This is a genomic window from Pseudomonas bohemica (assembly GCF_002934685.1).
Lineage (GTDB): Bacteria > Pseudomonadota > Gammaproteobacteria > Pseudomonadales > Pseudomonadaceae > Aquipseudomonas > Aquipseudomonas bohemica.
Genome location: NZ_NKHL01000064.1, coordinates 1 through 24,573 on the forward strand (window position 1 = coordinate 1; position 24,573 = coordinate 24,573).

A 24,573-nucleotide genomic window follows, 5' to 3' on the forward strand; every position below is an offset into this window, starting at 1 on the left:
CTCCCGCCGGCAAGCCGTGCTGCAGGTGTGGCGTTGAGATTTACCCGAGCTTACGCTGCGGCGCGCCGTGAACCATGGTGTAGGCGTAGTCGACACCCATGCCGTACGCGCCGCTGTGTTCCAGTACCAACTGCATGACCGCTTCGTAAGTCTCTTTGTGCGCCCAGTCGCGTTGGAATTCGAGCAGCACTTGCTGCCAGGTCACCGGCACTGCGCCCGCCTGAATCATGCGCTGTATCGACATGTCGTGGGCTTCCTTGGTGGTGCCGCCGGAAGCGTCGGTGACGATGTATACCTCGTAGCCTTCAGCCAGTGCGTCCAGGGTCGGAAAGTTCAGGCAGACTTCGGTCCACAGCGCAGCGATGATCAGTTTCTTGCGACCGGTTGCCTTGACCGCTTTAACCAGTTTTTTGTCTTCCCAGGAGTTCATCGAGGTGCGCTCGATGGGTTGTTGATCCGGGTGCACTGCGAGCAGCTCAGGCCAGATGTAGCCGCTGAAGCTCTTGGTCTCGACTGAGGTGAAGATGGTCGGCACGTTGAAGACCTTCGCGGCCTTGGCCAGACCCACCGTGTTGTTCTTCAGCGTCTGGCGGTCGATCGACTGCACGCCAAAGGCCATCTGCGGCTGGTGGTCGATCAGGATGAGTGCGGAGTTGGTTGGATTCAGCAGTTCGCGGATAGACATGGCATGTTCCTCTGGATTCGATAAGGGGTCTGTAGTGGTCAGCCGCTGGAGCTCTCGGAGCTGGTTGCTTGCTGGCTTGGAAGTAAATCTACGGACTAGGCGGTAACGGAACAATCCCATAGAATTGAGACTCATTGTTTCTATATCAGGGACGGTCATGGATCGTATTGAATGCATGCGCGCTTTCGTCGCCACGGTTGGGGCCAACGGCTTTGCGGCGGCGGCTCGTGCGCTGGACGTGCCGCGCTCCAAAGTCAGCAAACAAATTCAGGCGCTGGAAGAAGCCATCGGCGTGCAGTTGCTACAGCGCACCACGCGCAGCCTGCATCTGACCGAAGCGGGCGCCGAGTACTACGATGCGTGTCGAGATGTCATCGCTTCGCTGGACGAAGCCGAACAGCGCGCACGGACGGGAATGGGCGAGATACGCGGGGTACTGCGGGTCAATGCGCCGATGTCGTTCGGGCTGAGTCGTCTCGGCCCATTGATTCCCCGGTTTAACGAGCTGCACCCCAATGTCGAACTGCAAGTGGTGCTCAGCGATCAGCAGGTCGATCCGGTGAAGGGCGGTTTTGACGTGACCATCCGCATTGCCAGCCTGCCGGATTCGTCGATGGTCGCTCGCTCACTGGCGCCGGCGCCCAGATTGATGGTCGCCTCCCCTGCCTATCTGGCACGCGAAGGCACGCCACAGTCGCCGAAGGATCTGGCAAACCATCAATTCCTCAGTTACGGCTACCTGCAGAGCGGTATCAGCCTGCAACTGTGCAACGGCAAGGAGACCCAGCGCGTGACGGTGAGCGGCCCGCTGCACGCCAACAACGGTGACATCCTGGCCCAGGCGGCGGTTGGGGGCATGGGGATTGCGCTGCTGCCGAACTTCATTGTCGAGCGCGCGGTGGCCGACGGGCGCTTGCAACCGGTGCTGTGCGAATGGCAGGCACCGGCGATTTCAGTGAATGCGGTGTATCCATCGGCGCGGCGAGTGCCGATGAAGACCCGGGCGTTCATTGATTTCATGGTGGAGGCGTTGGCGGTGGGGTCGGCGGGGTTCTGAACGGTGGAGGCTTTTGATTCCGCCGGCGGCACACGAGTGTGCTTGCCCGCGATCTGACGCGTAGTGGCAGTAAATCCTGAACACACGGACTGCCTGAACCCGCGCAGTCTTCTAGTGTTACAACTGCTGCACAGCAGATCGGGGGCAAGCGCGCCGCCCCCGGCCTGAATCAACAGCAAGTATGCGCAGGCATCAAGCAACGGCCCCAACCGGCTCCTTGCCTTCCAGAACGGCAGCCAGACTGGCCAGCACCATCTCCCCCATCCGCGTGCGGGTCTGGATGGTCGCGCTGGCTCGGTGGGGCTGCAGGATGACGGTCTCCAGGTCGAACAGCACGGGTGGCACATGCGGCTCGTCGACGAAGACATCCAGCCCGGCGCCTGCAATCGCGCCTGACTGCAACGCGGCGATCAGATCCGGTTCGTTGACCAGACTGCCGCGCGCCACGTTGATCAGGTATCCCTCCGCACCCAGCGCCTCCAGCACCCTGGCATTGATGATGCCCTGAGCTTTATCTGCCGCTGCTGCGACGACCAAGGCATCGCTCTGACTCGCCAGTTCCACCAGATCACTGACGAAGGTGTAGGGCACGTCGCTCATGGCGTTGAGGTCGGTGTAGCTGATCGGGCAACCGAATGCAGCCGCGCGGGTTGCTACAGCGCGTCCTACCCGGCCTAGGCCGACAATGCCGATGCGCATGCCGCTGAACTGGCGGGCCAGAGGCAATGGCACCAATGGCGTCGCGGTCTTGGCCCATGCGCCGGAACGCACGTATCGATCGCCCGTGCCCAGGCCGCGACAGGCCGAGATCAGCAGGCCGATGGTGAGGTCGGCGACGTCTTCGGTCAGCGCGCCAATGGTAGCGGTGACGCGAATGCCGCGGTCTCGCGCATAGGCCAGATCCACAGCGTCGGTGCCGACACCGTTGACCGCGATGACTTCCACCTTTGGCAATTGCTCCATCACCGCGCGGGTGATGCCGGTGTGGCCGCCGGTGATGACGCCGCGAATGTTGGCGCCGTGCTCAGCGAGGTAAGCTGCCTTGTCACTTTGCTGGAAATAGGCTCGCACGGTGTACAGTTCGTTGAGCCGCGCATTGATTTCAGGAATCAGGATCGGGCTCAGTTGCAGGATTTCAGGTTTCATCAGCGTCTCGCTCGCATCGAATTCGGTGAAGATCAACCACGGCCCACGAAAGGCATGTTGGTGGCCATGACGGTCATGTTCAGCACGTTGGCCGACAGCGGCAGCGCCGAGATGTAACGCACGGCATCGGCGATGTGTTTGACGTCGATCATCGGCTCGACCGCAATCGATCCGTTCGCCTGACGCACGCCTTTGGTCATGCGTACCGACAGTTCAGTGAGCGCGTTGCCGATGTCGATCTGACTGCAGGCGATGTTGAACTCGCGACCATCCAGCGCCAGGCTTTTGGTCAGACCGAGTACCGCGTGCTTGCTGGCGGTATAGGGGCCGGTGAACGGGCGCGGTACGTGGGCGGAGATCGAGCCATTGTTGATGATCCGGCCACCCTGCGGCGACTGCCTGCGCATCAGGCCGAATGCACCCCGGCTGCACAGGAAAACTCCGGTGACATTGGTGTCGATCACGCTCAGCCATTTCTCGACCGGCAGTTCATCCATCGGCACGGCAGGGGCGTTGACGCCTGCGTTGTTGAACACCACGTCGAGTCGGCCGTAGACCTCTTCGATGGTCGCAAACAGCTTGTCGACGCTGGCCGGATCGCGCACATCGGTGGACACCGCCAGCGCTTCGCCGCCCTGCTCACGTGCCAGCGAGACAAGTTCTTCCAGCGGCTCGATTCGACGGCCGGTCACCACAACCTTGTAACCATCTTCCAGCAGACCCAGCGCAACGGCGCGACCGATGCCGCTGCCTGCGCCGGTGACCAGTGCAATTTTCGAGTTCGATTGTTCAGTCATTGTTGTTCTCCTGTTGCGTGTCTGGATGCTCTTTTTACGTGTCAGTCAGCGCGACGGCTGCCGACTCGCACTTCGAATTCGCCGATACCGCTGATGCCGCCATTGATCACATCACCAGACTCCAGCGCCGCGACGCCGGGCGGTGTGCCGGTCATGATCAGATCCCCCGCGCGCAGGCTGACCGAATGGGAAAGCTGGCTGATGATTTCGCTCACCGACCAGATCTGGCTTTCCAGATCCGAACGCTGACGCTCCACGCCGTTGACGCTGAGCCAGATCGCGCCTTGTGTGGGGTGCTGACCGAGGTTGGCTGGCTTGATCGGGGTGATCGGCGCCGAGCCGTCGAATGCCTTGGCCGGCTCCCAGGGATTGCCCACCGCCTTGGCCGCCATTTGCAGGTCGCGGCGAGTCAGGTCGAGCCCTGCGGCGTATCCCCAGACGTGCTCCAGCGCCTGCTCCTCGCTGATCTCAAAGCCGTCCTTGCCGATGGCCACCACCAGTTCGATCTCGTGACAGAACTGCTCGGTCTGGCTCGGAAAATCCAGCTCGCCGTTGGCATCTATCACCGACGTCGCAGGCTTCATGAAGAACGCCGGGACTTCACGCACCGCATTCAGCGAGTCACCCCAGTGATAATTGCGTCCCAGACAGAACACCCGGGCGACGGGGAAACGGGCCTCGCTGTCGCTGACCGGCAGACTGGGAATGCGCGTGGGTTCAAATACAAAGTTGCTCATGGAAATTCCTCATGGCCGGTGGCCGTTTATCCAGAGACTACGGGATCGAAATGCCCAAAAGTTGGACAAAACCGTGTTTGCGCTGGACTAAAAAACTCAATCTTCAAGGCATAAAAAAGGCGCACTTACGTACGCCTTTGCCCAGTTCGGCAGAAGGTCACACACACATTCGCAAGCCTTACTGCGCCTTGAGCTCAATGCGATAAATGCGTCCCAGCAGCAGCGAGTACGACAGGGTGCCGATGCACGCCACGCCGCCGATGAACCAGAAGGCCCAGGCGAAGTTGCCCGTGACGTGAAGAATCTGCCCGATGACGATTGGCGTGACGATGCCGCCGATGTTCGCGGCCAGGCTGGTGATCCCGCCGGTCAGGCCGATCAGCTGTTTCGGGGCGATTTCCGAGACAGCAGCCCAGGAAGCCGAGGCGATGCCTTGAGCGAAAAACGCGATGGTCAGCAAAGCAATGCAGACTTCGTTGGAGTCGGTGAAGTTGACCAGCATGATCGACATGCCCAACGCCGACCCCACCACCAGCGGCAGTTTGCGGGCAAAGGACAGCGACACGCCACGACGGATCATCCAGTCGGAGATGAACCCCGCCAGGACCACGCCCACCGTGGCGCCGATGAAGGGCAGCACGGCGAAGATGCCGACTTTGACCATCGTCAGATGACGCTCTTCAATCAGGTAGGTCGGGAACCAGGTCAGGAAGAAATACAGGGCCGAGGTGCTGGCGAACTTGCCGATGCAGATCGCCCAGACCTGACGATACTTCAGCAGTTCAGCGATTTGCGCCCACTTGAATTTGTTCTTGTCCTGACTGCTTTTGACCAGCCCGCCGCCTGCTTCGATGTAGTCCAGTTCCTGCTTGCTAACCTTCTTGCAGTTCAGCGGATCGCGGTACAGGTAGAGCCAGGCGACACCGAACACGATGCCGACGATGCCGGTGCTATAGAACACGTGACGCCAGTCGTAGGTCGTCGCCAGCCACAACAGCACACCGGTGAACAGCGCCGTGCCCAGGTACTGACCGCATACGTAGATACTGCTGGCCATGCCGCGCTCCCGAGCCGGGAACCACACCGCCACTGCGCGGCTGTTGGCCGGGAATGCCGGGGCTTCCATGGCGCCGATGGCCAGGCGCAGACCGAACAGCGAGGAAAAACCGCCGACCAGGCCTTGGCAGACGGTGACCGCAGACCAGGAGATCAGCGAGGCGCCGTAGGTCAGTCGCGAACCGAAGCGGTCGGCGATGAAACCGGCAGGCACCAGCGCAAACGCGTAGGTCCAGGCGAAGGCGGAGAAGATCAGGCCCATCTGGACTTTATCCAGCCCCAGGTCCTTGGCCATGAAGGGTGCGGCGATGGAAATATTTACCCGGTCCACGTAGTTGATGATCGTGGCGATCAGCAAAAGCGACAGCATGAACCAGCGGCGATGGGACATAGGACGTGCGGGAGCGGCGGCCCTTGGAGCCAGGGCAGCATCGATCGCCTGAATATCAGGATTGCTCGACATGAGAATTCCTCGTTGTTTTTATTGGAATCGAGTAATAAAGCGCATCCTTAAGTTATCGTACGACTGGTTTTAAACAAGACGCCGCTTAGAACATTTTCGGATTTCAGGCCCTCGCCGTAAGCATTTGTCCAAGAAAATTCGTAACGGTGCGAAGCTCGTTCTCGGTGAGTTATTCCCTTCTAAATCGCGAAATAGAGCGATCCATCCTTCAGCCGCCGCTGCCGGATTCTTGGACAGAAAAACTGACGACTGGAAACAGAAAGCTTTTGAATGAAGTCATAGGACAACTGACAATGACGACAGAATCTTGAGGAACCCCATGATGGACTCTGCCAATCGCGTACCCACTTACGGCATGCAGCAACGCAGTGAGCGGCCGGACTTCTACATCCGCGACAAGACCGAGGGCAAACCGGAAACCGCGCCTCATCGCCACGAGTATTTTCAGATTCAGATCAACCTGGGCGGCGACACCGTGCAGCACATCGGCGGCGTGGTGCGTCCGTTTCCGCGCAACACGCTGGCGTTCATTCTGCCGCACAAACTGCACCTGATTCCGCACCCGCCAGAAGGCAATTTCCTGCTGATCAACTTCGCCCAGACCTTTCTACTGCCGCAGCTACAATGCGACCCGCTGGATCTGGAGGACGTGGCCATCGCCCTCGCTCCGGAACTGTCGCCGTTTCGCTTCCAAGAGCATCTGGACTTCACCCTCAACACCGAGAATTTCGCCGAAGTCCAGCGCCTGCTCGATCGAATGCGCGCGCTGGACCAGCACCGCCAGTTCGGCACGCGTGAAATTCTCAAGGGTTGTCTGCTGCAACTGATCGGCACAATCTGCGAACTCTACGCCGAGCCTATCAAACTGCTGGCCGACGACAATGCGGCCGAACGTAGCCGCCGCGATGCCCTTGCACGCATGTCCGAATACGTACGCCAGAACCTCGCCGACCCCGACCTGAGCTTGAAGAAAGCGGCCTTGGCGGCCTTCCTTTCGCCGAACTACCTGACCCACTGGCTGCGCAAGGAAGTCGGCAAGACCTTCAGCGAATTGGTACTGGAGCGCCGCATGCACCTGGCCCGCACCCTGCTGCTCAACGGCAGCAAACCGGTGGGGGAAGTCGCGCGTCTGTGCGGATTCGCCGACGAAGCCTACTTCTCCCGCCGCTTCCGCCACGCCCACGGCATGCCACCGGGACAGTTTCGCAAGCAGCGGGATTTGTAGTGGTATTGCATCGCCTCAATCCATAGCAGTCCGGCTTGCCGACAGCGGCGCCCCTTGAAATCGCTACCGCCGGCAAGCCGGACGGTTACAGATGAACATCAGCTGCCAATTCTGTTGCCGGGCCGCCGCGCTCTTAATTTATGTTCACGCAATGGTTTCATCTTCCCGCCAGAGCGCTAAGCTTGCCCCCATGGATGACTCCGACTACCTACGTCTATTGACGATCCAGGCCGAGCAAGCCAATGCATTTTTGTCCAATGCGCGCAAGTGGGAGCGTGAGCGCTGGGTATGCCAGCGTTTGCTGCAAGGCCTGAACATTCCTCATCGCACCGACGATTTTCTGCCCGCCGGGCAAGAACCGCCGGATGTGCTGTTTCGCGATGCGTGTTTTGAGGTTTTCTTCGTGCTCGACGAGGGCCGCCGGCTCAATGACGAATGGCGCGAAGAACTGCAACGTCGGCGCAGTGCGTTTTCCTTGAGTCAGTTGGTGCGGCGTGAAGCCAAGCCCAAGCGCATTCCCGCGTCCGAACTGCTTCATCGCCTGGCGCCGACCTTGCGCAAGAAAGCCCATAACTACAAGGAGCGCGGGCTGGATCTGAGCGAACTGGACATCATTGCTTTCGCCAGTCTCAAGCGCGAGGTACTGGACCTGAACAGCCACTTCCCTCCCCCCACCGAATACCTGCGGCAGGGCTGGCGCTCGCTTTCGCTGGTAGGTCCGACTTTCGCCCGCGTGCTGTTCGCGCATCCCGATGCGCCGGACTTCCTGCGCACGAACCTGGGCCGCAGCGTGGTCTTCGATGTGGGGATCAGCCTGTGATGGCGCAATTTTCGGGCGAATGTTACAAAGCGGCGTTGCCCGTTGATAGCCGCTGTAACGAATACCCGGAATCAGTCGTCAACGAGGTTAACGCATCGCAGACCGTCGTGCGCTGACGCCGGTCAATGTTCAAGACGAGGCTTTATGACCAGCCGCCTGAACCCCGACGACCAAACGCGTGTCGAAGAGTACCTTCAAGCACCGCAGCATCAAGTCGAGCGCCGGCCATTTCGCCCTCGCGGCTCCTTGTGTTGGTGCCTGTCGTGGTGATCCGGTTGGGCCTGTTGAGCCGTTTACTGAGCTATCTGACGCTATGAGCTGCCTGGCGCTCGCGCGGATAGAGCCATTAGAGAATTCCTTAAGCCTTATGAGATATCCCCATGACTCATCGTATCGTGATCGTCGGCGGAGGCGCTGGTGGTCTGGAGCTGGCTACCCGCCTGGGTAAGACCCTTGGCAAGAAAGGCACTGCCAGCATCACGCTGGTGGACGCCAATCTGACTCACATCTGGAAACCGCTGCTGCACGAGGTGGCCGCCGGGTCGCTCAACTCCTATGAGGATGAGCTGAACTATGTGGCGCAAGCCAAGTGGAATCACTTCCAGTTTCAGCTGGGGCGGATGGTCGGCCTGGATCGGGAAAACAAGCAGATTCATCTGGCGGCCACGCCGGATGAAAACGGAGCCGAACTGGTCCCGGCACGCAGTCTGGATTACGACTCGCTGGTGATTTCCGTCGGCAGCACCACCAATGATTTCGGCACCAAGGGCGCGGCAGAGCACTGCCTGTTCCTCGATACCCGCAAGCAGGCCGAGCGCTTCCACCAGCAGTTGCTCAACCGTTATCTGCGCGCCCATGCCAGTCAGACGGACGTCATTGAACAGATCAATGTCGCCATCGTCGGAGCGGGTGCCACCGGTGTGGAACTGGCCGCTGAACTGCACAACGCGGCTCAAGAGTTGGCCGCTTATGGCCTGGGCCACATCAAGCCGGAAAACCTGCGCATCACCGTGATCGAAGCTGGGCCTCGTGTGCTACCTGCCTTGCCGGAGCGTATCGGCGGGCCGGTGCACGAGACGCTGGAGAAACTGGGCGTGACCGTGCTGACCAATTCGGCGGTCAGCGAAGTGACCGCAGAGGGTCTGGTGACGGCCAGTGGTCAGATTATTCCGGCGACGTTGAAGGTTTGGGCGGCAGGCATTCGTGCGCCGGCGTTCCTGGAAGGCATCGCCGGGCTTGAGACCAACCGCATCAATCAGCTGCAAGTACGCCCAACGCTGCAGACCACGCGCGACGACAATATCTTCGCCTTCGGTGACTGTGCGGCCTGCCCGCAAAAAGGCACCGACCGGAACGTCCCGCCCCGCGCTCAAGCGGCGCATCAGCAGGCATCGTTGCTGGTGAAGTCGCTGAAACTGCGCATCGAAGGCGGCGAGCTGCCGGAGTATCGCTACAAGGATTACGGCTCGCTGATTTCGCTGTCGAAGTTCTCGGCGGTGGGCAACCTGATGGGTAACCTGACGGGCAGCGTGATGCTGGAAGGCTGGCTGGCGCGGATGTTCTACATCTCGCTGTACCGCATGCACCAGATGGCGCTGTACGGCATGTTTCGCACGCTGATGCTGATGCTCGGCAGCCGGATCGGACGCGGGACGGAGCCGCGGATGAAGTTGCACTGATTCAGCGATGTAAAGTCCCGCCGCGCATCATGCGGCGGGCAATGGACCTGTAGGAGGCACTGGCCTGCGAAATCAGCGGGTCAGACGCCACGCGAGTGCAGCATCTGACGCCTTCGCGGGCCAGCGCGCTCCAGCGCGCTCCTACGGTTCTCAGCAGAACGGGACTACGGCATCACCCGCCCTTTCCCCGAGTGCTTGGCCTTGTACATCCACCGATCAGCCTCGCGCATCAGCTCGTCAGGGGCCTTGCCGGAGCCGGGTTCGTACATGGAGAAGCCAACGCTGGCGCTGGTCAGGATCACGTCGTCCTTGATGATGATTGGTTCGCCAATGGCCGCTAGCAGTTTTTTCGCCACCTCCCTCGCCTCGTTCACGCCAGGCACGATGCCTTCGAGAATCACGATGAATTCGTCGCCCGCCAGGCGGATCAGGCTGTCGGTGCGGCGCACAGAGCTTTGCAGGCGCGCGGACACGCTGCGCAACAGGTCATCGCCCGCATCGTGGCCATAGGTGTCATTGATGCCTTTGAAGCCATCCAGGTCGATGAACATCAGCGCCATCTGCTGCTCTGAACGGTCAGCGCGGGCCTGAGCGATGGGCAGGATGGCATCCAGCGCACGCCGGTTGAACAGGCCGGTGAGTGCATCATGCCGCGCCTCTTGCTCCAGCTCCTTACGTTCCTGAATGTTTTGGATGATGGAGATGAAATACTCCAGAAGCCCCTCTTCGGAGAGTTTCTTGGTCACGTTCAGATTGACCCAGACCGGCCTCCCGTCCTTGCGCACGTAACGCTTTTCCATCTGATAGCAGTCGATCTTGTTGTCGATCAGCTGAGTGAGCAACTCCATGTCGCTGTTCAGATCCTCCGGGTGGGTGATGTCCTGGAATGTCAGATCTTTCAGCTCTTCCGGCGTATAGCCGAGGATTTCACACAGCGCGCTGTTGACGCTGATCCAGGCGCCGTCCGGCGCCACCAGGGCGATGCCCACCGAGGCCAGTTCGAACATCGAGCGGTAACCCGCTTCACTGGCCTTGAACAGCGCATCGGAGCGGTTCTTCTGCAGACGCGCCAGCATCAGGTTTTCCCGCAGCAGCACCTCGCGGCTGACGATGTCGGCGAGGTCGCGCAGGGTGTCCAGCTCCTCCTTAGTCAGTTCCCGAGGGCGCTCGTCGATAGCGCACAGGGTGCCGACGGCAAAACCCTTGCTAGTGCGAATCGGCACGCCAGCATAGAAACGAATATGGGGAGCGCCGGTAACCAACTGGTTGTCGCGAAAACGCTCATCCTCAGCGGCATCCGGCACCACCAGCGGTGTGGACTGCAGGATCGCATGGGCGCAGAAGGCTATTTCTCTGGGGGTTTGCGTGGCTTCCAGGCCTTCGCGGGACTTGAACCACTGACGATCTTCATCGATCAGCGACACCAGCGCGATGGGGACATCCAGTACATTCGCCACCAGACGAGTGATTCGGTCAAGGGAGGCCTCGGCCGGTGTGTCGAGAATCTCAAGCCCGCGCAACGCCTCAAGGCGTTCTTTTTCATACGAAGGAATTGGCGCTTTCATATACCGGCCGGCCCTGAAAAGACTGCTCGGAGTCTATACCGGGCGTTACGAATGCGCATCCCGCACTTTCGTCTGCTTTGCGCCACCTGCTGTCATGAAAACGCGGGCGTATTGGGGGAATACGGCTCCCGTGCACTGATCGAGAGCATCAACGCCAGAGTGAATTTCGAGCGCAGGAAGACAGTGCTCAGCGTCCTGACATCCTGTCGAGTAATGCGCTTTTCTCCTCCAGCACCGCAGCGCGCCGGGCGATTTCGGCCCTGGCCATCTCGATACGTGCACGGCCCGCTTCCACAGCGGCCTCATGGGATGCGAATAGCGTGTCTGGTGCGTACCACTTGCCCTTGACCGTGCGTTCATGCTGTCCGTCGGCAGTAGGGCCGGCAAGCTCGACTTCGAGCACGGCAAAGCTGCGGGTCAGCACCCACGCGGTGTAAGGGTAGGTACGCTCGTTCATGTTCGGCCTCATGGCTGAGTCTCTCTATGAGGTGTTTTCAGGGCGGAGGTTGAGCTTCTCGCCTTCAGCTATCGACGCGGTCTGTACTGCGATACGTCAAACGAGCGCCCATGATAACTATCGCTGTATAGATTTTCATATAGCGAAATGCACAAGTTGCCGACCGGACTGATCTGATCGCGCTTATTTCTGACTTGAGTGGTGGCTTGAACAGCGAGAGAGGAGAAAGACCAGAAACGAAAAAAGCGCCCCGAAGGACGCTTTTTTGTAGGTTTCAACGCGCTTGGCGCTGTCACCGGATTTTCTGCCCGGATACTGCTGGGGCGAAAATGGTCGGGGTAAGGGGATTCGAACTCCTTGTTGGCGCTGATGCCAAGTTGACCCAGTTGCTAAAATTTCAATGACCCTGTCGGCTGCTCGTTAAGCACCATGCATGCTGGACTTTTCTAGACTTAGAAATGGGGCAGTCTTGCGTCAGCAACTGGGTCACTCCAAGATCAGCGTCCAAACCCTTTGTACTACTGACAAAGCCCGCGACTGGGCGAGCTTGTGGGTGCAGCGACTTTGCCGCGCACTGGAACGTGTGCGAACGATCGTTACGGAACGATGGTGTCAGGAGAATGCCCTGTAGGAGACTTCAGTGTCAGATGTGGGATCGTGTAGGTAACGCTACCCGCTGGCAGAAAGCGATCAGCGCCAGACTGGCGCGATAATGACCCACCCGCCATGTGCTGAGGTGATACGCCGAATGTGGCTTCCGTGGGTCATTTAATCTGAAGTGGTGTGTTAAGGATGCTCCGATCAACTTGCCGCGCATCAGCGGCAAGTCGAAAATCAACCCGGCAAACAGCGTTACTCACTAAAAATCGAACGATGCCCCGTCCAGGGAGGGCGTTTGCGCCCGCTCTTCAATGTCAAGAACGCAACTCACCCATACCCATCAGCTGTTTTCGAGCCATCCACAGATTCGACAGGGCGAACAGCGTAGTCAGCTGAGCCGTGTTTTTCATCAGCCCACGAAAGCGCACTTTGACGTAGCCAAACTGGCGCTTGATAACTCGAAACGGATGCTCGACCTTGGCCCGTGTCTGAGCTTTGCAGTACTCGATCTTGCGCTTGGCCTTGTAGAGGACGCTGCGTTATTGAGCCTGGAATATATGCTGCGCCGCGCCGCGATTTGCCAGATGACCTCACGATTTTCATGCTCTTCACGCTTCTCCACACCGGTGTATCCGGCGTCCGCGTACACCGCGTTTTCTTCGCCGTGCAACAGCTCGGCGACCTGCGTGACATCGGCCACATTGGCCGCAGTGCCATGAACATGATGAACCAGTCCCGACTCCGCATCGGCGCCGATATGCGCTTTCATCCCGAAGTAGTATTGGTTCCCTTTCTTCGTCTGATGCATCTCGGGGTCACGCTTTCCTTCCTCGTTCTTGGTCGAGCTGGGGGCATGAATGATGGTGGCATCCACAATGGTGCCTTGGCGCAGGGACAGGCCTTTCTCTTGCAGATAACCGTTGATGACCGCGAGGATCGCAGGGGCCAGTTGATGCTTTTCCAGCAGGTGCCGGAAGTTCATGATCGTGGTGTCTTCAGGTATCGGGGCGCTCAAGGTCAGGCGTGCAAACTGGCGCATGGGCGTGATTCGTAGAGCGCTTCTTCCATGGCCGGGTCGCTCAGGGAGAACCAGTTTTGCAGCAGACGAATGCGCAGCATGGTTTCCAGAGGATAAGGTTTTCTGCCGCCGCCGGCCTTGAGGTAGAACGGCTCGATCAGGCCCAGCAGACCTGTCCAGGGCACGACGTGGTCCATCTCGGCGAGGAAGCGTTCGCGGCGTGTTTGCTTACGCTTGCCGGCATATTCGAAGTCGGAAAAGCTCATCTGGCTCATGGGCCGCTCGGATCAGATGGTCAGGCGTATTTCATCACATTTGGGGACTTGTTCGGAGATTCCTTAATAGTTCTTATCACAGCAGGCCATCTTGTGCACAGACGCTGACAATTTGTTCGCGAAACCAGTGATTCACGCTGTCCTGCCCCAGCTTTTCGTTCCACAACATGTCGAGCGTAAAGTTTGGTAAACCGGTGGGCGGTTGGCAGTGTGCGAATTTGTCTTCATTACTGATCAGCATCTGGATACGCCGAGGCAACGTCAGCACGAAATCGGTTCCGGGAATCATATACAGTGCCGCAACGTAACTATTGGCTCGCGCCACTATCCTGCGCCTGCAAGCCCTTTTGCTGAGCCAGCCATCCACCATGTTCGTGTCTGAAGTCCACGGGGTGGGGAAGATGTGCTGGCGTGCAACAAAGCTGTCCAGGCTGAATTCAGCCTCCGCCGGGGCAGCATTTTTATCAACGACACAGACAAGATCATCCGCCAGCAGAACTTGTGACTTCAAATTTTCGAAGCTGCTATGGAAGTTGGGGCCGAAACAAATAACCAGATCAAAGCGACCGTCGATAAGTTCTTCGATTGGAATATCCCTGTGAAACTTTTGGATGTTTACAATGACCGGAAAACAGCTGCTATTAAAGCGCTTCAGCAACCTTGGAAGTATCAAAAGCTCAAAGTATTCCGGTGCGCAGACATTAAACGTAATCTCTTTTTGCGTGGGGTCGAATGCGTGCAAGCCAGAATGGCATATGTTTATGCTTTTCAGGATTTTCAGGATATGGCCATACATGATGGTGGCCTTTTTAGTCGGCCACATGCGATTACGGGTGTTGATGAACAGCTCGTCGTCGAAGCTCATACGCAGCTTTTTCAAGCAGTAACTGACGGTGGATTGGCTGACGCAAAGGGCTTCAGAGACCTCGGTGACGCTGCTTTGTTCGTACACGGCAACGAACACCATCAGATCCTGCATATCGAGTTTTCTGAGCAAATTACTATTAAGCATAAAATCCGTCTCGGTGAAAATCCATGTGAGTCATTATTTTTTTATGAAAGAAAATTATTTATTTATAAAATAACAGATGCAATTTATTTTTTAAATAGCCTATCGGAGATTTTCTCAATACATTATCGGCCACTCTAACAGGCGTCGTGCACAGGGACTAGGAGGTCAAAGTGTTAGTACGTGTCACAGAAAGTCAGACACCATTATGGGTGCAAGCCGCTGAAATTGTGAAGGAAAAATTTCGCAGTTCTTATAAAGCGACAGTAGAGCCCAGCCCGCAATATTTTGCGATGACTCTAGATAATGAGGATCGCATTCTTTCTTGTGCCGGTATAACGTTTGCAGATCACCGCACACTCTTCTCTGAACAATATCTGTCGCAACCGATAGAAAAGATACTCTCCGAACGTGTTGAAAAGCCTATCGATCGGTCAACTATCGTTGAAATCGGTAGTTTGATTTCCCACCACCTGACGGCCGGAATGATCATGGTCAACATGATCCCGCTGTTGGCCTGGTGCATGGGTAGTCACTATCTACTGTGCACCGTCACACCCCGGGTCCGGGAAATGATGGGAAACTGCCAGATCGATTTTGAACCGCTGTTGACAGCTGATCCAGAGCGCCTGGCCAATGATGGCGGGAAGAACTGGGGCTCTTATTACTCGAAAATGCCGGTCACCGGTTTTATCCGGGTGGACCCGAAACGTTCGCGATTCGCCGCCATGACCCTCGGTACATTGTTTACCCAATTGCCGACGGATCTGCCGGAGAGGGCGCAATCATGAGTGGCCGCTTTATTGCAAACCTGCTTCAGGCGCTACAGGTCAATCGCGAGAAAGTCTGTGTCGTCGATAGCGCCGCGTCCGGGCTGGAACACGCCACGGTCATGACCTTCGGCGAACTGGAATCTCGGACGTTGAACCTCGCAGCTGAATTGCAACGGCGTTTTGACACCCCGGCCCATGGCGACCACGTCGTGCTGGGGATTGCGACGCGTAACAGCAGCGACTGGCTGGTGGCCGATCTGGCGTGCCTGTTTGCCGGGATTACCGCGCTGCCTTTGCCGCTGGCGTTCAGCCAAGCCCAGGCCGAACATTTGGCCGCGCGTTGCGACGGTTTTCTGGTGGATGCCGCCGGCGAACGCACCCTGGCCGAACGCTGGATGTTGGATTTTCCCGAGAGTCGCTTGAGGCGCCTCAGCGAACCAGCCCTCGAGCAGCCATTGCTGCGTGAGCCGGATGCCGTCAGCGACTGGATCTGCAAAATCATTCACACCTCGGGCACAACCAGCCGTCCTAAGGGCGTGCGCCTGAGCACGGCGGCAGTCGGCGCGGTGTTGAACTCCCTCCGCCAAAAAATGCCGGTCGATTCCCATCGCCGTTACCTGTCGCTGGTGCCGTTGAGCCTGCTACTTGAACAAGTCACTGCCGCGTATCTGCCGCTGTTGGCCGGCGGCACTGTGTACTTCCTGCCAGAAGGCGAACCATTGCTCGGCGAACCGGGCACTTCGCCGCAACGTTTGATCGCGTGGATTCTGCGAGTCGAACCGACGGCGCTAACGGTCCCGCCAGTGATGCTCAATCGCTTCTACGAGCAACTCGCCCAAGGCGATGCGCAAAGCGATCACTTGTCTCGATATCTGCATTCTGGTGTGCATATCACCTGCGGCGGCGCGGCGGTCAGCATCGACATCCTCAACGCCCTCGCCGAGGACGGCATCCCGGTGTTCCAGGGTTATGGACTATCCGAGAACGCCTCGGTGGTCAGCATGAATACCGCGCAGCACCAGCGGCTGGGCAGCGTCGGCAAACCCTTGCCGCATGTGCAGGTGCGCATCGGCGCCGACCAGACCATCGAGGTCAAGAGCAGCTCGTTGTTCAGCGGTTACTCGGGCAAGGACCCGAGCGCCTGTTCGATGTCCGACGACGGCTGGATGGACACCGGCGACCTGGGCGAACTGGATGCCGACGGCTATCTCTACGTCCGTGGTCGCAAGAAGAATGTGATCTGCCTGCCCAATGGCCGCAACGTCAGCCCGGAGCAAGTCGAACTGGAATACCGTGAGTTTCCCGGCGTGCGCGATGCCGCCGTGTTCTTCGATGAAACCCATGGCCTGGTGGCGCTGCTCTGTGTCGAGTCGGCGCCGGACCGCGACGAGTTGGCTTCTTGGTCAACCCGACGCTTTTCCGACATCGAGCGCCCGAGCCGCCTCTGGTTGCTGACCAAGGACGATCCACTGCTGGAACAACTCTATACCGTCACCGGCCGCCCGAAACGCGCCGATATCGCCACTATTTTTGCCGACCTGCAAGGGAATGCTGCTGATGAACACGCCTGCCTATCGCTGTGAAAGTTCCGATATCTCGATTATCGAGGCACACCATTTCGCCAGCCTCGGCAAGTCCGAGCTGTACGAATTGCTTGGACACTACGGTGTCGTGTTGCTGCGCAACTGCATCCACAATACTGAGGATTTCAGCAGCTATGTGAGGCAAAACAGTTCACGCCTGAGCCTCGATCCGGCGCGGATAATGGTCGGTGGCGCGGCGCAGCTGGTGGACGCGGGCCGTCAGGAAATCGGCCTGCATTGCGAGAATGGCAACTCGCCGTTCTGGCCGGACATCACCTGGTTCTATTGCCAGGAGGCGCCGCGCAAAGGTTCGCAAACCACCCTGTGCGACGGTGAGAAAGTGCTGGCGAAACTGTCGTCGGTCTGCCGCACCTTCTTCGAGCAAAACCCGATTCGCTACAGCCGCGCCGTGGCCGGCGAAAAATGGCGTCGACTGGTTTGCCACTATTCATCGACGCTGTCGGACACGGCGGCGGTCAGCATCAACGACTTGATGCTGATCGTCGGCAATGATCCGCAGACCGTGATCACCTTCAACCCTGATGACGATTCGATCCATTACGCCTTCAGTACGTCGGCGATCTTGGTCTCCCAATTCAGCCAGCGCCCGGCCTTTGCCAACAGCATCCTCGGGCCGTCCTTCAACTACGAAGTCCCGGTGATCGACACCGTATCCGGGCAGCCGATTCCTGCGGAGTTCCTGGCAGAAATCGCCACGGTATCTGCGCAATACACCTACCCGGTCGGCTGGCACGACCATGACATGGTTATGATCGACAACCGTCGGGTGATGCATGGCCGCGAAGCCATCGTTGACGAGCGTCGTCGGATTTTCAACGCCTTGAGCTACCGCTGAGACCTACTTATGAAAACCAATAACAAACAGATCATTTCGGGTCAGTACGAGACGTTCACCGATGGCGACGGCCGCCAGATCGTCGACCTTTCCGGCGGCTTCGGCTTTCAGGTGCCGTCGGTGATCGCAGCGGTCAGTCAGCAGGCCGATCGCATGGGCCTGTCCAATCGCGTGTTGATGTCCGAGCCGTTGATTACGTTCTGCCGACGTTTAGCCGAGCTGCTGCCGGCGCCGCTGGTCAGCTCGTATATCTGCAGCTCGGGCGATGAAGCGTTCGAAGGGGCCTTGAAACTTTGCAAAGGTCTCAAGCCCAAGGGCAACACCATCGTGTTTGTTCAGGACGGCGACTACGGCTCGCTGAGCTACGGACGTTGCCTCGGCGCGCCGCAGGAATATCTAGAGATCCAGCGTTTCCTCGGCTTCGATTTGGTGGCGGTCAGTGATGCTCGCGACTTGGCAAAGGTGAACTGGAACGATTGCTTTGCGGTGTGCCACACCAGCACCGTGACTGATGCGGACGGTCGCCTGCGTCTGATAGACCAGACGCTGCTCGATCAGCTCTATGACTCGGCGGTCAAGGTCTCGGCGCCAGTCATTGCGGTCGATGTGCAAAGTTGCTTGGGCAGCCTGGGCACGCTGTTTGGTTTCCAGCGCTATCACAACATGCCGGACATCGTGGTGTTGGGTGGAGCACTGGGCGGCAGCGCGATTCCGATCGGCACGTATACCTGCAGCGAACAGATGGCCTATCAGGTTTATGGTCGCAGCAGCCCGGCCAAACATGGCAGCACCACGGCCGGCAACCCGATGGCGTGCGTCGCCGCCATGGCGGCACTCGATTATGTGCAGGCCCACGACTCGGCCAAACAGTCTTTCAACAACGGTCAGATCCTCGCGCAAGCGCTCTTCGCATTCGGTGCGGTGGCGTGTGGCGGTTGGGTCAGCCTGCCGCTGGCCAGCGACGTCAATCCGGGCCGTTTATGCGAAGAACTTTATCAGCGTGGCGTCTATGTCAGCCCGCCCCGTGGCCGCGAATTGATTCTGCGTTGCCCGGTCACCGCGCGTGCCGAATATATCCAGCGTGCCGCCACCATCATCAAGGAGACTTTCAGCCATGTCCTTAACCATGCCGCATGAACAACTGCTGGATGATTGCCAGCGGCATTGGAGTGCTTCGGCGACCAAGCTTTATCGCATGGGCAAGACCAGCGTCGAGCAGGAAGCCGATGGCATCTATGTCACCGACCACACCGGCAAGCGCTTTATCGACTGCGCCTGTAGCTACGGCGTGTTTATCGTCGGCCATCGCAACCCGTCGGTGCGTGAAGCCGTGCAGACCCAGTTGCACCAGATGGCCTGGGTCCCCGAAGGTCGCGTGCACCCGTTGCAAGAACAACTGACCGAACGTTTGAGCGATCTAGTGCCGGGTGAGTGGGGCGACGTGCAGTACATGGTCTCGGGCGCCGAAGCCATCGAACAGAGCATGCGTTATGTGCTCAAGGTGCAAAAGCACCGGCGCGGGATCGTGGTCATGAGCGATTCCTATCACGGCAAGACGCTGGCGGCGATGAGCATCCTCGGTCAGCAACAGCACCATCGCAGTTACGGCACCGCCGCTTCGGAAGTGACCTACGTTCCCTATGGCGATTTCGCTGCGTTACAGAAAGCCGTGGGCGAGGGCGTGTGCGCGGTGTATGTCGAACCGATCCTCGGCGGCGCACATTTGCAGGTGCCGCCGGCGGGCTACATGGCGAACATTCGCGCCCTGTGCGATGCCACCGATACGTTGCTGATCGCCGACGAAATCCAGACCGGTTTCGGCCGCTGCGGCAAATGGTTCGCCGTGCAGTACGACGACATCGTGCCGGACATCATGATCCTCTCCAAAGGCCTGACAGGCGGCTACACCTCATTCGCCTGCGCTATGTACAGCCAGCGCCTGAGCACGCAATACCCGTTGCTCGAGATCGAGCCGGACCAGCGTACCAAGGGCGGGCATCCGGTCGGCTGCGCCTCGGCGCTGGCCGCGATTGACTTCATCGACAAGCACAACCTGGTGGAGGCATCGCGGATCAATGGCGGCTTGCTACGTTATGGTCTGCAACGGCTGGCCCAGCGTTTCCCGCAGATTGTTGAAGACGTGCCTGGTGTAGGCCTGATGACCGGTTTGCGCTTGCGCGGCTCGGTCTACGAAGCGCTGATGAGCATGGAGTTGGGCAAGCGCGGCGTGCACGCCGGGCATTCGATGAATGAAAAAGCCGAGCACCCGGTACTGCGTTTTTACCCGCCGCTGAACATCACCCCCGAAGCCCTGCGGCATGTCCTGACCATGACCGAAGAAGCGCTGGAAGCCATCGCCCGCCGGCCGAAACTCGCGGTCAAGGCGTTTTCCCTGGTGGTCCGCAACATGTACCACATCCCCAACAAGCTGCTACGCAGCAAAGCGGAGCGCTGATGAGCATTTTCAATCCGGACACCCTGACCCTGCGTGAAATGGCCGGCCTGCTGCGACGCGGCGTGCTGACCAGCGTCAGCCTGCTGGAGTTCTATCTGCAGCGGATTGCCGAGCGTAATCCGCAGATCAATGCGCTGATCCAACTGGAGTCCGCCGACGAATTGCGTCGGCAGGCCCGGGAGGCCGATGAAATGGCGCGCATTGGCAATATTCGTGGCCCGTTGCACGGCATCCCGATGACCATCAAGGACGTCTGCCATGTGCGCGGTTTCCGCATGTGCCGTGGGCTGGAAGAGTTGCTCGGCGCAGCCAGCCAGGAGGACGCCACTGTGGTGGCCCGGTTGCGCGAAGCCGGCGCAATTATCCTCGGTATCACCAACGTGCCCGAGCTGTGCATGGCCTTCGAAACCGACAATCTGTTGTATGGTCGCACGCTCAACCCCTGTGACCCGCAGCGCTCCGCCGGTGGCAGCAGCGGTGGTGAAGCAGCGGCCATCGCGGCCGGTTGTTCGCCGGCCGGGCTGGCCTCGGATGCGTGCGGCAGTGTGCGGATTCCGGCGCACTTCAACGGTATCTGCGGCCTTAAGTTGACCCAGGGGCGCGTGCCGTTGACTGGGCAGTTTCCCAATGATCGTTCGGGGCTGTTCCACCTGACCTCGGCGTTTGCCGTGATGGGGCGTTACGTCGACGACCTGGCACTGCTCGGGCAACTGATCAGCGGCGCTGACGGTCATGATCCGGACACTGTCGACGTGCCGTTCAATGACAGCAAACCCTTGGCTGAACTGCGTGTCGCATTGTCCTGGGAGTCGGCGCGGACCGAAGTCAGTCCGGCTTTGAAGCAGGTGTTGCAACAGGTCGAAGCGTGTCTGGGCAGTGTGGTCGCGGACGTTACTTCGACCACGCCACCGATGCTCGATGAAGCCAGCGAGGTGTTGTGGCGGGTGTTCATCACCGGCGCGGATGCCGGGCGTAGCTGGAAGAAACTGTTTGCATCGATGAACAAACAGACCTACACGCCCGCTACCTCGGAACTGATTCGCTTGAGCGAAGAGGTCGAGTTGAGCGTCGATGAGATGAAACGCGACTGGATCATGATCGATACGTTTCGCTATCAACTAGCGCAGTTCTTCAATCAGCACGACCTGTTCATCTGCCCGGTGTTCCCGGACGTGGCGTTCGCCCATGGCGAGTCGCTGCTGGACCGTGATAGCTACGCCTTCGTGTTCCCGTTCAGCCTGTCCGGTTCCCCGGCGGTGGTCATCCGCGCCGGGCACGACCCGGTCAGCGGCATGCCGATCGGCATCCAGATCATCGGCCCGCACTGGCAAGAAAAACGGCTGTTGGCCGTGGCCAACTTCCTTGAGCGAGAAATGACCCGCTGGAGCCCGGTGAACCCAGTCACCCAGTGATCCCCTGCGGGAGCGGGCTTGCTCGCGAAGACGGTGTGTCCGCCAGCATCAATGCTCAATGACACACCGCCAGCAAGCCCACACAGAGTATCAACGTCGAACACAGGTTTTGCTCACACAACCGATCCCCTGTAGGAGCGAGGCTTGCTCGCGAACGCTGTCTTTCAGTCGACAGTATTGTTGTTCTGATACACCGCCTTCGCCGGTAGCCTTGCTCCTACAGGGATTGAGTCGAGTAAAAATACTGAGTTCACCACAGACCCATCGTGGGAGCGGATTTCAAGCCGTAACGGCTTTCACATTCCGGCTACTGACCACCAGCGCCAACATCCCGATCCCCACCAACACCGCCCCGCAAACTTCGATCAGCGCCGGTTGCTGCCGCAGCCAGAACCAGTGGAACAGCGTGACAAACAACGTGTTCAGATAAACGTACGAAATCACTGTCGACGGGGAAATCACCCCGATCGCCCGGTGCAGCAACCAGAACGTCGCCAGGGTGCCAAACAGCGCCAGGCACACCAGCCACAACATATCGCTAACCGCCAGTTGTGCACCGCTGCGCCAGCCACCGCTGAACAGGCAGAACACCAGCAGAAACAACGAACCAAACAGCATGTTCCAGAAGGTCATTGCCACCGCGTCACGACCCTTCAAGGTCTTGGCTTTGAAGCGCTGGCTCAGGGGTGAATACAGCGCCATCGCCAGGCAACCAATCCCGAACACCACGACCGGATACAGCGCCGGAAATTCCCCTGAGGCCGCCCCCTTGAGGGTCAGCAACACCGCGCCGACCGCCGCAATCAGCATCGGCAACAAGCGGGTTTTCAGGCTCGGGCTCGGCAGCAAAGACACTTCAAAGAACAGAGTCATCAGCGGCACCAGCGTGTACAGCGTCGCGGTGTTGACCGCCGTGGTGTAGCGCAGCGCTTCGAACAGAGAACCAAAATACGTCGCCAGCAACAGTCCGAGCACCGCATGCGCAAGCAAGCCTTTGACCGAGATCGGCGAGTGTTTTTTCAACAGCAGCAGCGGCAGGAAAATTAAGGCTGAAAACAACAGGCGCAAGCCGGTCAGCAGGATCGGATCAATCGCCTGGCTGACCTCCGCAGCTGCAAAAAAAGACACGGCGATCAGCATCGCCCAGATCAACATGCCCCAATGAGCTGCTGCAAAACCGACTTGTTTCATGAGTGCTCCCCAGCGTTTAAGTGCAAGACGCCAATGATAGGTAGGCCGGCCTGCGGGCACGGGCGAGTTTTAAAAACATGACTGCAATTACTTGCAGAAGTCCTTTCAAGGAAATGGCTGATTAGCCAGGAGGCATCCCTTGAAAGGGCCGTCGAAGCTTATTGGATGTGTTGCGCGTAACGTTTCGGGTTGAAGCGCGACACCATCACAATCATCACCGCCATCACTGCGGTGAGCGAACCCCAGGCCCATTCGAAGCTGCCCAACTGGTCACGGATTATCCCGGCAATCAGCGGCGAGAGCCCGGCGATCAAGTAGCCGATGCCCTGCACGAAAGCGGTCAGCCCGCCGGCACGACGAGGGTTATCCAGGTGATCGAGTGACACGATCAGGCTCATCGGGAACAGACCGCCAATGCCCAGGCCCAGCAAGCACGGCCACAACAAGCTGAAGCGTTCCGGGCTGAGGATAAGGCCGCAGAAGCCGGCCATGATCAACGCCAGCAGCACCGCCAGCACCAGCCGTTTGTCCTGGCTGCGATTGGCTATTGCCGGAGTGACCAGACCGGAGATCACTTCCATGGCGGTCAGAAACCCGAGCAGCAAACCGGCGTTCTGTTCGCTCCAGCCTTTTTCTACGTAATACGGCGCAAGCCAGGCCAGCACGCAGGTGTACGAGGCGGTGCCCAAACCAAAGAAAATCGCCAGCAACCAGGCACGCGAGTTACCGACAAACGACTCCTGGCGACCTTGCGGCGCGGCAGGTAATTGCGGGATGGCCGAGCGTTGGGCGAACCAGAAACCCAGGGCCAGCAACGCGAGCAGCGCCCAGATCGCCAGGCCCATGCGCCAGCTGCCGGTCTGCGCCAGCACGAACGGCGAGAACGAAGCTGCGATAGCCGCGCCGCCCATGATCGAGGTGACATACAAACCCATGAACAGCGAGACGTTGTCGCTGAAGCGCGACTTGATCAGCGCCGGCATCACCGCTTGAATGAGGGCGATCCCGACCCCGGCGAGTACCGCGGTGAGGACCAATTCTAGGGTGCTGTCCAGGTACAGCCGCGAGGCTGTCGCCACGCCGATGATCACCAGCGACAGGACGATGGTGCGGTGTTCACCGAAGCGCTGCGCGACACGCATGCCCAGGAACATCGCCAGACCCATGGCCATGACGGGCAGCATGGTCAGCAGCGAAGCGGTACTGAAACTCAGCGGGACATCCCCGCGAATCGCCGACAGCAAGGGGCCGACGGCGGCCATGGATGGTCGCAGGTTCAATGCGACGAGAATAATACTGGCGATCAGCCAGAGAACAGGGCGGGTAGTTGCGCGAACGTTTTCCATAAGCAAGCCTTCAAGAACAAGGTCTTGATTAGGCGCGAGGGGCCGGGCAGCTGCAAATCATAAAGTCTGGGGCGGTATCTAGAAATTAAATAAGCTGCCAAGAGCCGGGGCTTTAATCCGAAACGCGGCCTTTAGCTGTAGCGGCTTGCAATAGAAAACAGCCGTGCTCGCAATCAGCGCACTTTTCGGCTTAGATTAACTACGACTGGCGGAGCCGTCTGGCTCAGATTAATTGCGAGCGAGCTTGCATTCAGCCGCATCGGATTGCATTCCATCGTCTCTGGCTCACTGAATCGCCCCTGGTTTCATAGACACCTCCAAGCCTCATAATGAGGCCCAAATAGGAGGTGCCATGAGTCGTCAGCGTT

General features: G+C 59.0%; 20 protein-coding genes and 2 pseudogenes. 11 read left to right on the forward strand and 11 right to left on the reverse strand.

Annotated elements, in window-relative coordinates:
• Positions 1-40: 40 nt before the first annotated feature.
• Positions 41-685, reverse strand: coding sequence for a hydrolase (locus CE491_RS01575; protein ID WP_110946622.1), 645 nt, complete (start codon positions 683-685; stop codon positions 41-43).
• Positions 686-842: 157 nt separating this feature from the next.
• On the opposite strand from CE491_RS01575, the gene CE491_RS01580 reads away from it, so the two are divergent.
• Positions 843-1,742 (forward strand): LysR family transcriptional regulator, encoded by a 900-nt coding sequence (locus tag CE491_RS01580; protein WP_110946623.1) that lies wholly within the window; start codon positions 843-845, stop codon positions 1,740-1,742.
• Positions 1,743-1,934: 192 nt separating this feature from the next.
• Here the strand turns inward: CE491_RS01580 and CE491_RS01585 are convergent, their stop codons facing one another.
• The 4 genes from CE491_RS01585 to CE491_RS01600 form a co-directional block, all read right to left on the reverse strand.
• The gene (locus CE491_RS01585) at positions 1,935-2,888 is read right to left on the reverse strand and encodes a 2-hydroxyacid dehydrogenase (RefSeq protein ID WP_110946638.1); all 954 of its coding nucleotides are present in this window, start codon (positions 2,886-2,888) and stop codon (positions 1,935-1,937) included.
• A 32-nt stretch (positions 2,889-2,920) separates the two neighbouring features.
• Positions 2,921-3,685, reverse strand: coding sequence for an SDR family oxidoreductase (locus CE491_RS01590; RefSeq protein ID WP_110946624.1), 765 nt, complete (start codon positions 3,683-3,685; stop codon positions 2,921-2,923).
• A 41-nt stretch (positions 3,686-3,726) separates the two neighbouring features.
• A complete protein-coding gene (locus CE491_RS01595) occupies positions 3,727-4,428 on the reverse strand; it encodes a fumarylacetoacetate hydrolase family protein (protein WP_110946625.1) in 702 nt (233 codons plus the stop codon).
• A 172-nt stretch (positions 4,429-4,600) separates the two neighbouring features.
• Entirely contained in the window at positions 4,601-5,941 is a 1,341-nt protein-coding gene (locus CE491_RS01600; RefSeq protein ID WP_110946626.1) for an MFS transporter, read from the reverse strand.
• Positions 5,942-6,263: 322 nt separating this feature from the next.
• Here CE491_RS01600 and CE491_RS01605 point away from each other — a divergent pair, with 322 nt between their 5' ends.
• The 4 genes and pseudogenes from CE491_RS01605 (at position 6,264) to CE491_RS01620 (ending at position 9,665) form a co-directional block, all read left to right on the forward strand.
• On the forward strand, positions 6,264-7,166 hold the full coding sequence (locus tag CE491_RS01605; RefSeq protein WP_110946639.1) for a helix-turn-helix transcriptional regulator: 903 nt from the start codon (positions 6,264-6,266) through the stop codon (positions 7,164-7,166).
• Between the two features lie 190 nt (positions 7,167-7,356).
• A complete protein-coding gene (locus tag CE491_RS01610) occupies positions 7,357-7,986 on the forward strand; it encodes a DUF1780 domain-containing protein (protein ID WP_110946627.1) in 630 nt (209 codons plus the stop codon).
• Positions 7,987-8,130: 144 nt separating this feature from the next.
• Positions 8,131-8,282 (forward strand): annotated as a pseudogene (locus CE491_RS01615) (DUF3094 family protein); the annotation flags it as partial.
• An 84-nt stretch (positions 8,283-8,366) separates the two neighbouring features.
• Entirely contained in the window at positions 8,367-9,665 is a 1,299-nt protein-coding gene (locus CE491_RS01620) for an NAD(P)/FAD-dependent oxidoreductase (protein ID WP_110946628.1), read from the forward strand.
• A 164-nt stretch (positions 9,666-9,829) separates the two neighbouring features.
• Here CE491_RS01620 and CE491_RS01625 read toward each other — a convergent pair whose 3' ends face one another.
• The 4 genes and pseudogenes from CE491_RS01625 to CE491_RS01640 form a co-directional block, all read right to left on the reverse strand.
• The gene (locus tag CE491_RS01625; RefSeq protein ID WP_110946629.1) at positions 9,830-11,230 is read right to left on the reverse strand and encodes a sensor domain-containing diguanylate cyclase; all 1,401 of its coding nucleotides are present in this window, start codon (positions 11,228-11,230) and stop codon (positions 9,830-9,832) included.
• Between the two features lie 187 nt (positions 11,231-11,417).
• Entirely contained in the window at positions 11,418-11,687 is a 270-nt protein-coding gene (locus CE491_RS01630; protein ID WP_110946630.1) for a hypothetical protein, read from the reverse strand.
• 914 nt (positions 11,688-12,601) lie between these two features.
• Positions 12,602-13,580, reverse strand: a pseudogene (locus tag CE491_RS01635) (IS5 family transposase).
• A gap of 76 nt (positions 13,581-13,656) precedes the next feature.
• A complete protein-coding gene (locus CE491_RS01640) occupies positions 13,657-14,592 on the reverse strand; it encodes a LysR family transcriptional regulator (protein ID WP_110946631.1) in 936 nt (311 codons plus the stop codon).
• 170 nt (positions 14,593-14,762) lie between these two features.
• On the opposite strand from CE491_RS01640, the gene CE491_RS01645 reads away from it, so the two are divergent.
• Genes CE491_RS01645 through CE491_RS01670 form a run of 6 tightly spaced genes read left to right on the forward strand, consistent with a single transcriptional unit; the run spans position 14,763 to position 21,668 of the window.
• Positions 14,763-15,380, forward strand: a complete 618-nt coding sequence (locus CE491_RS01645; RefSeq protein WP_110946632.1) for a thermostable hemolysin — start codon at positions 14,763-14,765, stop codon at positions 15,378-15,380.
• Positions 15,377-16,945, forward strand: coding sequence for an AMP-binding protein (locus CE491_RS01650; RefSeq protein WP_110946633.1), 1,569 nt, complete (start codon positions 15,377-15,379; stop codon positions 16,943-16,945). The genes CE491_RS01645 and CE491_RS01650 overlap by 4 nt, the downstream gene beginning before the upstream one ends.
• Entirely contained in the window at positions 16,920-17,801 is an 882-nt protein-coding gene (locus CE491_RS01655) for a TauD/TfdA family dioxygenase (RefSeq protein WP_110946634.1), read from the forward strand. The genes CE491_RS01650 and CE491_RS01655 overlap by 26 nt, the downstream gene beginning before the upstream one ends.
• Positions 17,802-17,810: 9 nt before the next feature.
• The gene (locus CE491_RS01660; protein WP_110946640.1) at positions 17,811-18,938 is read left to right on the forward strand and encodes an aminotransferase class III-fold pyridoxal phosphate-dependent enzyme; all 1,128 of its coding nucleotides are present in this window, start codon (positions 17,811-17,813) and stop codon (positions 18,936-18,938) included.
• The gene (locus CE491_RS01665; RefSeq protein ID WP_110946635.1) at positions 18,916-20,256 is read left to right on the forward strand and encodes an aspartate aminotransferase family protein; all 1,341 of its coding nucleotides are present in this window, start codon (positions 18,916-18,918) and stop codon (positions 20,254-20,256) included. The genes CE491_RS01660 and CE491_RS01665 overlap by 23 nt, the downstream gene beginning before the upstream one ends.
• Positions 20,256-21,668, forward strand: a complete 1,413-nt coding sequence (locus CE491_RS01670; RefSeq protein ID WP_199884944.1) for an amidase — start codon at positions 20,256-20,258, stop codon at positions 21,666-21,668. Before CE491_RS01665 ends, CE491_RS01670 begins: the two co-directional genes overlap by 1 nt.
• A gap of 279 nt (positions 21,669-21,947) precedes the next feature.
• On the opposite strand, the gene CE491_RS01675 is transcribed toward CE491_RS01670, so the two are convergent.
• Together CE491_RS01675 and CE491_RS01680 are read right to left on the reverse strand one after the other, a co-directional pair.
• Complete coding sequence (locus tag CE491_RS01675) at positions 21,948-22,859, reverse strand: DMT family transporter (protein WP_110946636.1); 912 nt, start codon at positions 22,857-22,859, stop codon at positions 21,948-21,950.
• A gap of 158 nt (positions 22,860-23,017) precedes the next feature.
• Positions 23,018-24,205, reverse strand: coding sequence for a cyanate transporter (locus CE491_RS01680; RefSeq protein ID WP_110946637.1), 1,188 nt, complete (start codon positions 24,203-24,205; stop codon positions 23,018-23,020).
• Between the last annotated feature and the right edge of the window lie 368 nt (positions 24,206-24,573).

What these genes read in the sequence shown, in the direction of transcription:
- CE491_RS01575 (WP_110946622.1), bottom strand. Translation starts at nt 685, where the DNA reads ATGTCTATCCGCGAACTGCTGAATCCAACCAACTCCGCACTCATCCTG.
- CE491_RS01580 (WP_110946623.1), top strand. Translation starts at nt 843, where the DNA reads ATGGATCGTATTGAATGCATGCGCGCTTTCGTCGCCACGGTTGGGGCC.
- CE491_RS01585 (WP_110946638.1), bottom strand. Translation starts at nt 2,888, where the DNA reads ATGAAACCTGAAATCCTGCAACTGAGCCCGATCCTGATTCCTGAAATC.
- CE491_RS01590 (WP_110946624.1), bottom strand. Translation starts at nt 3,685, where the DNA reads ATGACTGAACAATCGAACTCGAAAATTGCACTGGTCACCGGCGCAGGC.
- CE491_RS01600 (WP_110946626.1), bottom strand. Translation starts at nt 5,941, where the DNA reads ATGTCGAGCAATCCTGATATTCAGGCGATCGATGCTGCCCTGGCTCCA.
- CE491_RS01605 (WP_110946639.1), top strand. Translation starts at nt 6,264, where the DNA reads ATGGACTCTGCCAATCGCGTACCCACTTACGGCATGCAGCAACGCAGT.
- CE491_RS01610 (WP_110946627.1), top strand. Translation starts at nt 7,357, where the DNA reads ATGGATGACTCCGACTACCTACGTCTATTGACGATCCAGGCCGAGCAA.
- CE491_RS01620 (WP_110946628.1), top strand. Translation starts at nt 8,367, where the DNA reads ATGACTCATCGTATCGTGATCGTCGGCGGAGGCGCTGGTGGTCTGGAG.
- CE491_RS01625 (WP_110946629.1), bottom strand. Translation starts at nt 11,230, where the DNA reads ATGAAAGCGCCAATTCCTTCGTATGAAAAAGAACGCCTTGAGGCGTTG.
- CE491_RS01630 (WP_110946630.1), bottom strand. Translation starts at nt 11,687, where the DNA reads ATGAACGAGCGTACCTACCCTTACACCGCGTGGGTGCTGACCCGCAGC.
- CE491_RS01640 (WP_110946631.1), bottom strand. Translation starts at nt 14,592, where the DNA reads ATGCTTAATAGTAATTTGCTCAGAAAACTCGATATGCAGGATCTGATG.
- CE491_RS01650 (WP_110946633.1), top strand. Translation starts at nt 15,377, where the DNA reads ATGAGTGGCCGCTTTATTGCAAACCTGCTTCAGGCGCTACAGGTCAAT.
- CE491_RS01655 (WP_110946634.1), top strand. Translation starts at nt 16,920, where the DNA reads ATGAACACGCCTGCCTATCGCTGTGAAAGTTCCGATATCTCGATTATC.
- CE491_RS01660 (WP_110946640.1), top strand. Translation starts at nt 17,811, where the DNA reads ATGAAAACCAATAACAAACAGATCATTTCGGGTCAGTACGAGACGTTC.
- CE491_RS01665 (WP_110946635.1), top strand. Translation starts at nt 18,916, where the DNA reads ATGTCCTTAACCATGCCGCATGAACAACTGCTGGATGATTGCCAGCGG.
- CE491_RS01670 (WP_199884944.1), top strand. Translation starts at nt 20,256, where the DNA reads ATGAGCATTTTCAATCCGGACACCCTGACCCTGCGTGAAATGGCCGGC.
- CE491_RS01675 (WP_110946636.1), bottom strand. Translation starts at nt 22,859, where the DNA reads ATGAAACAAGTCGGTTTTGCAGCAGCTCATTGGGGCATGTTGATCTGG.
- CE491_RS01680 (WP_110946637.1), bottom strand. Translation starts at nt 24,205, where the DNA reads ATGGAAAACGTTCGCGCAACTACCCGCCCTGTTCTCTGGCTGATCGCC.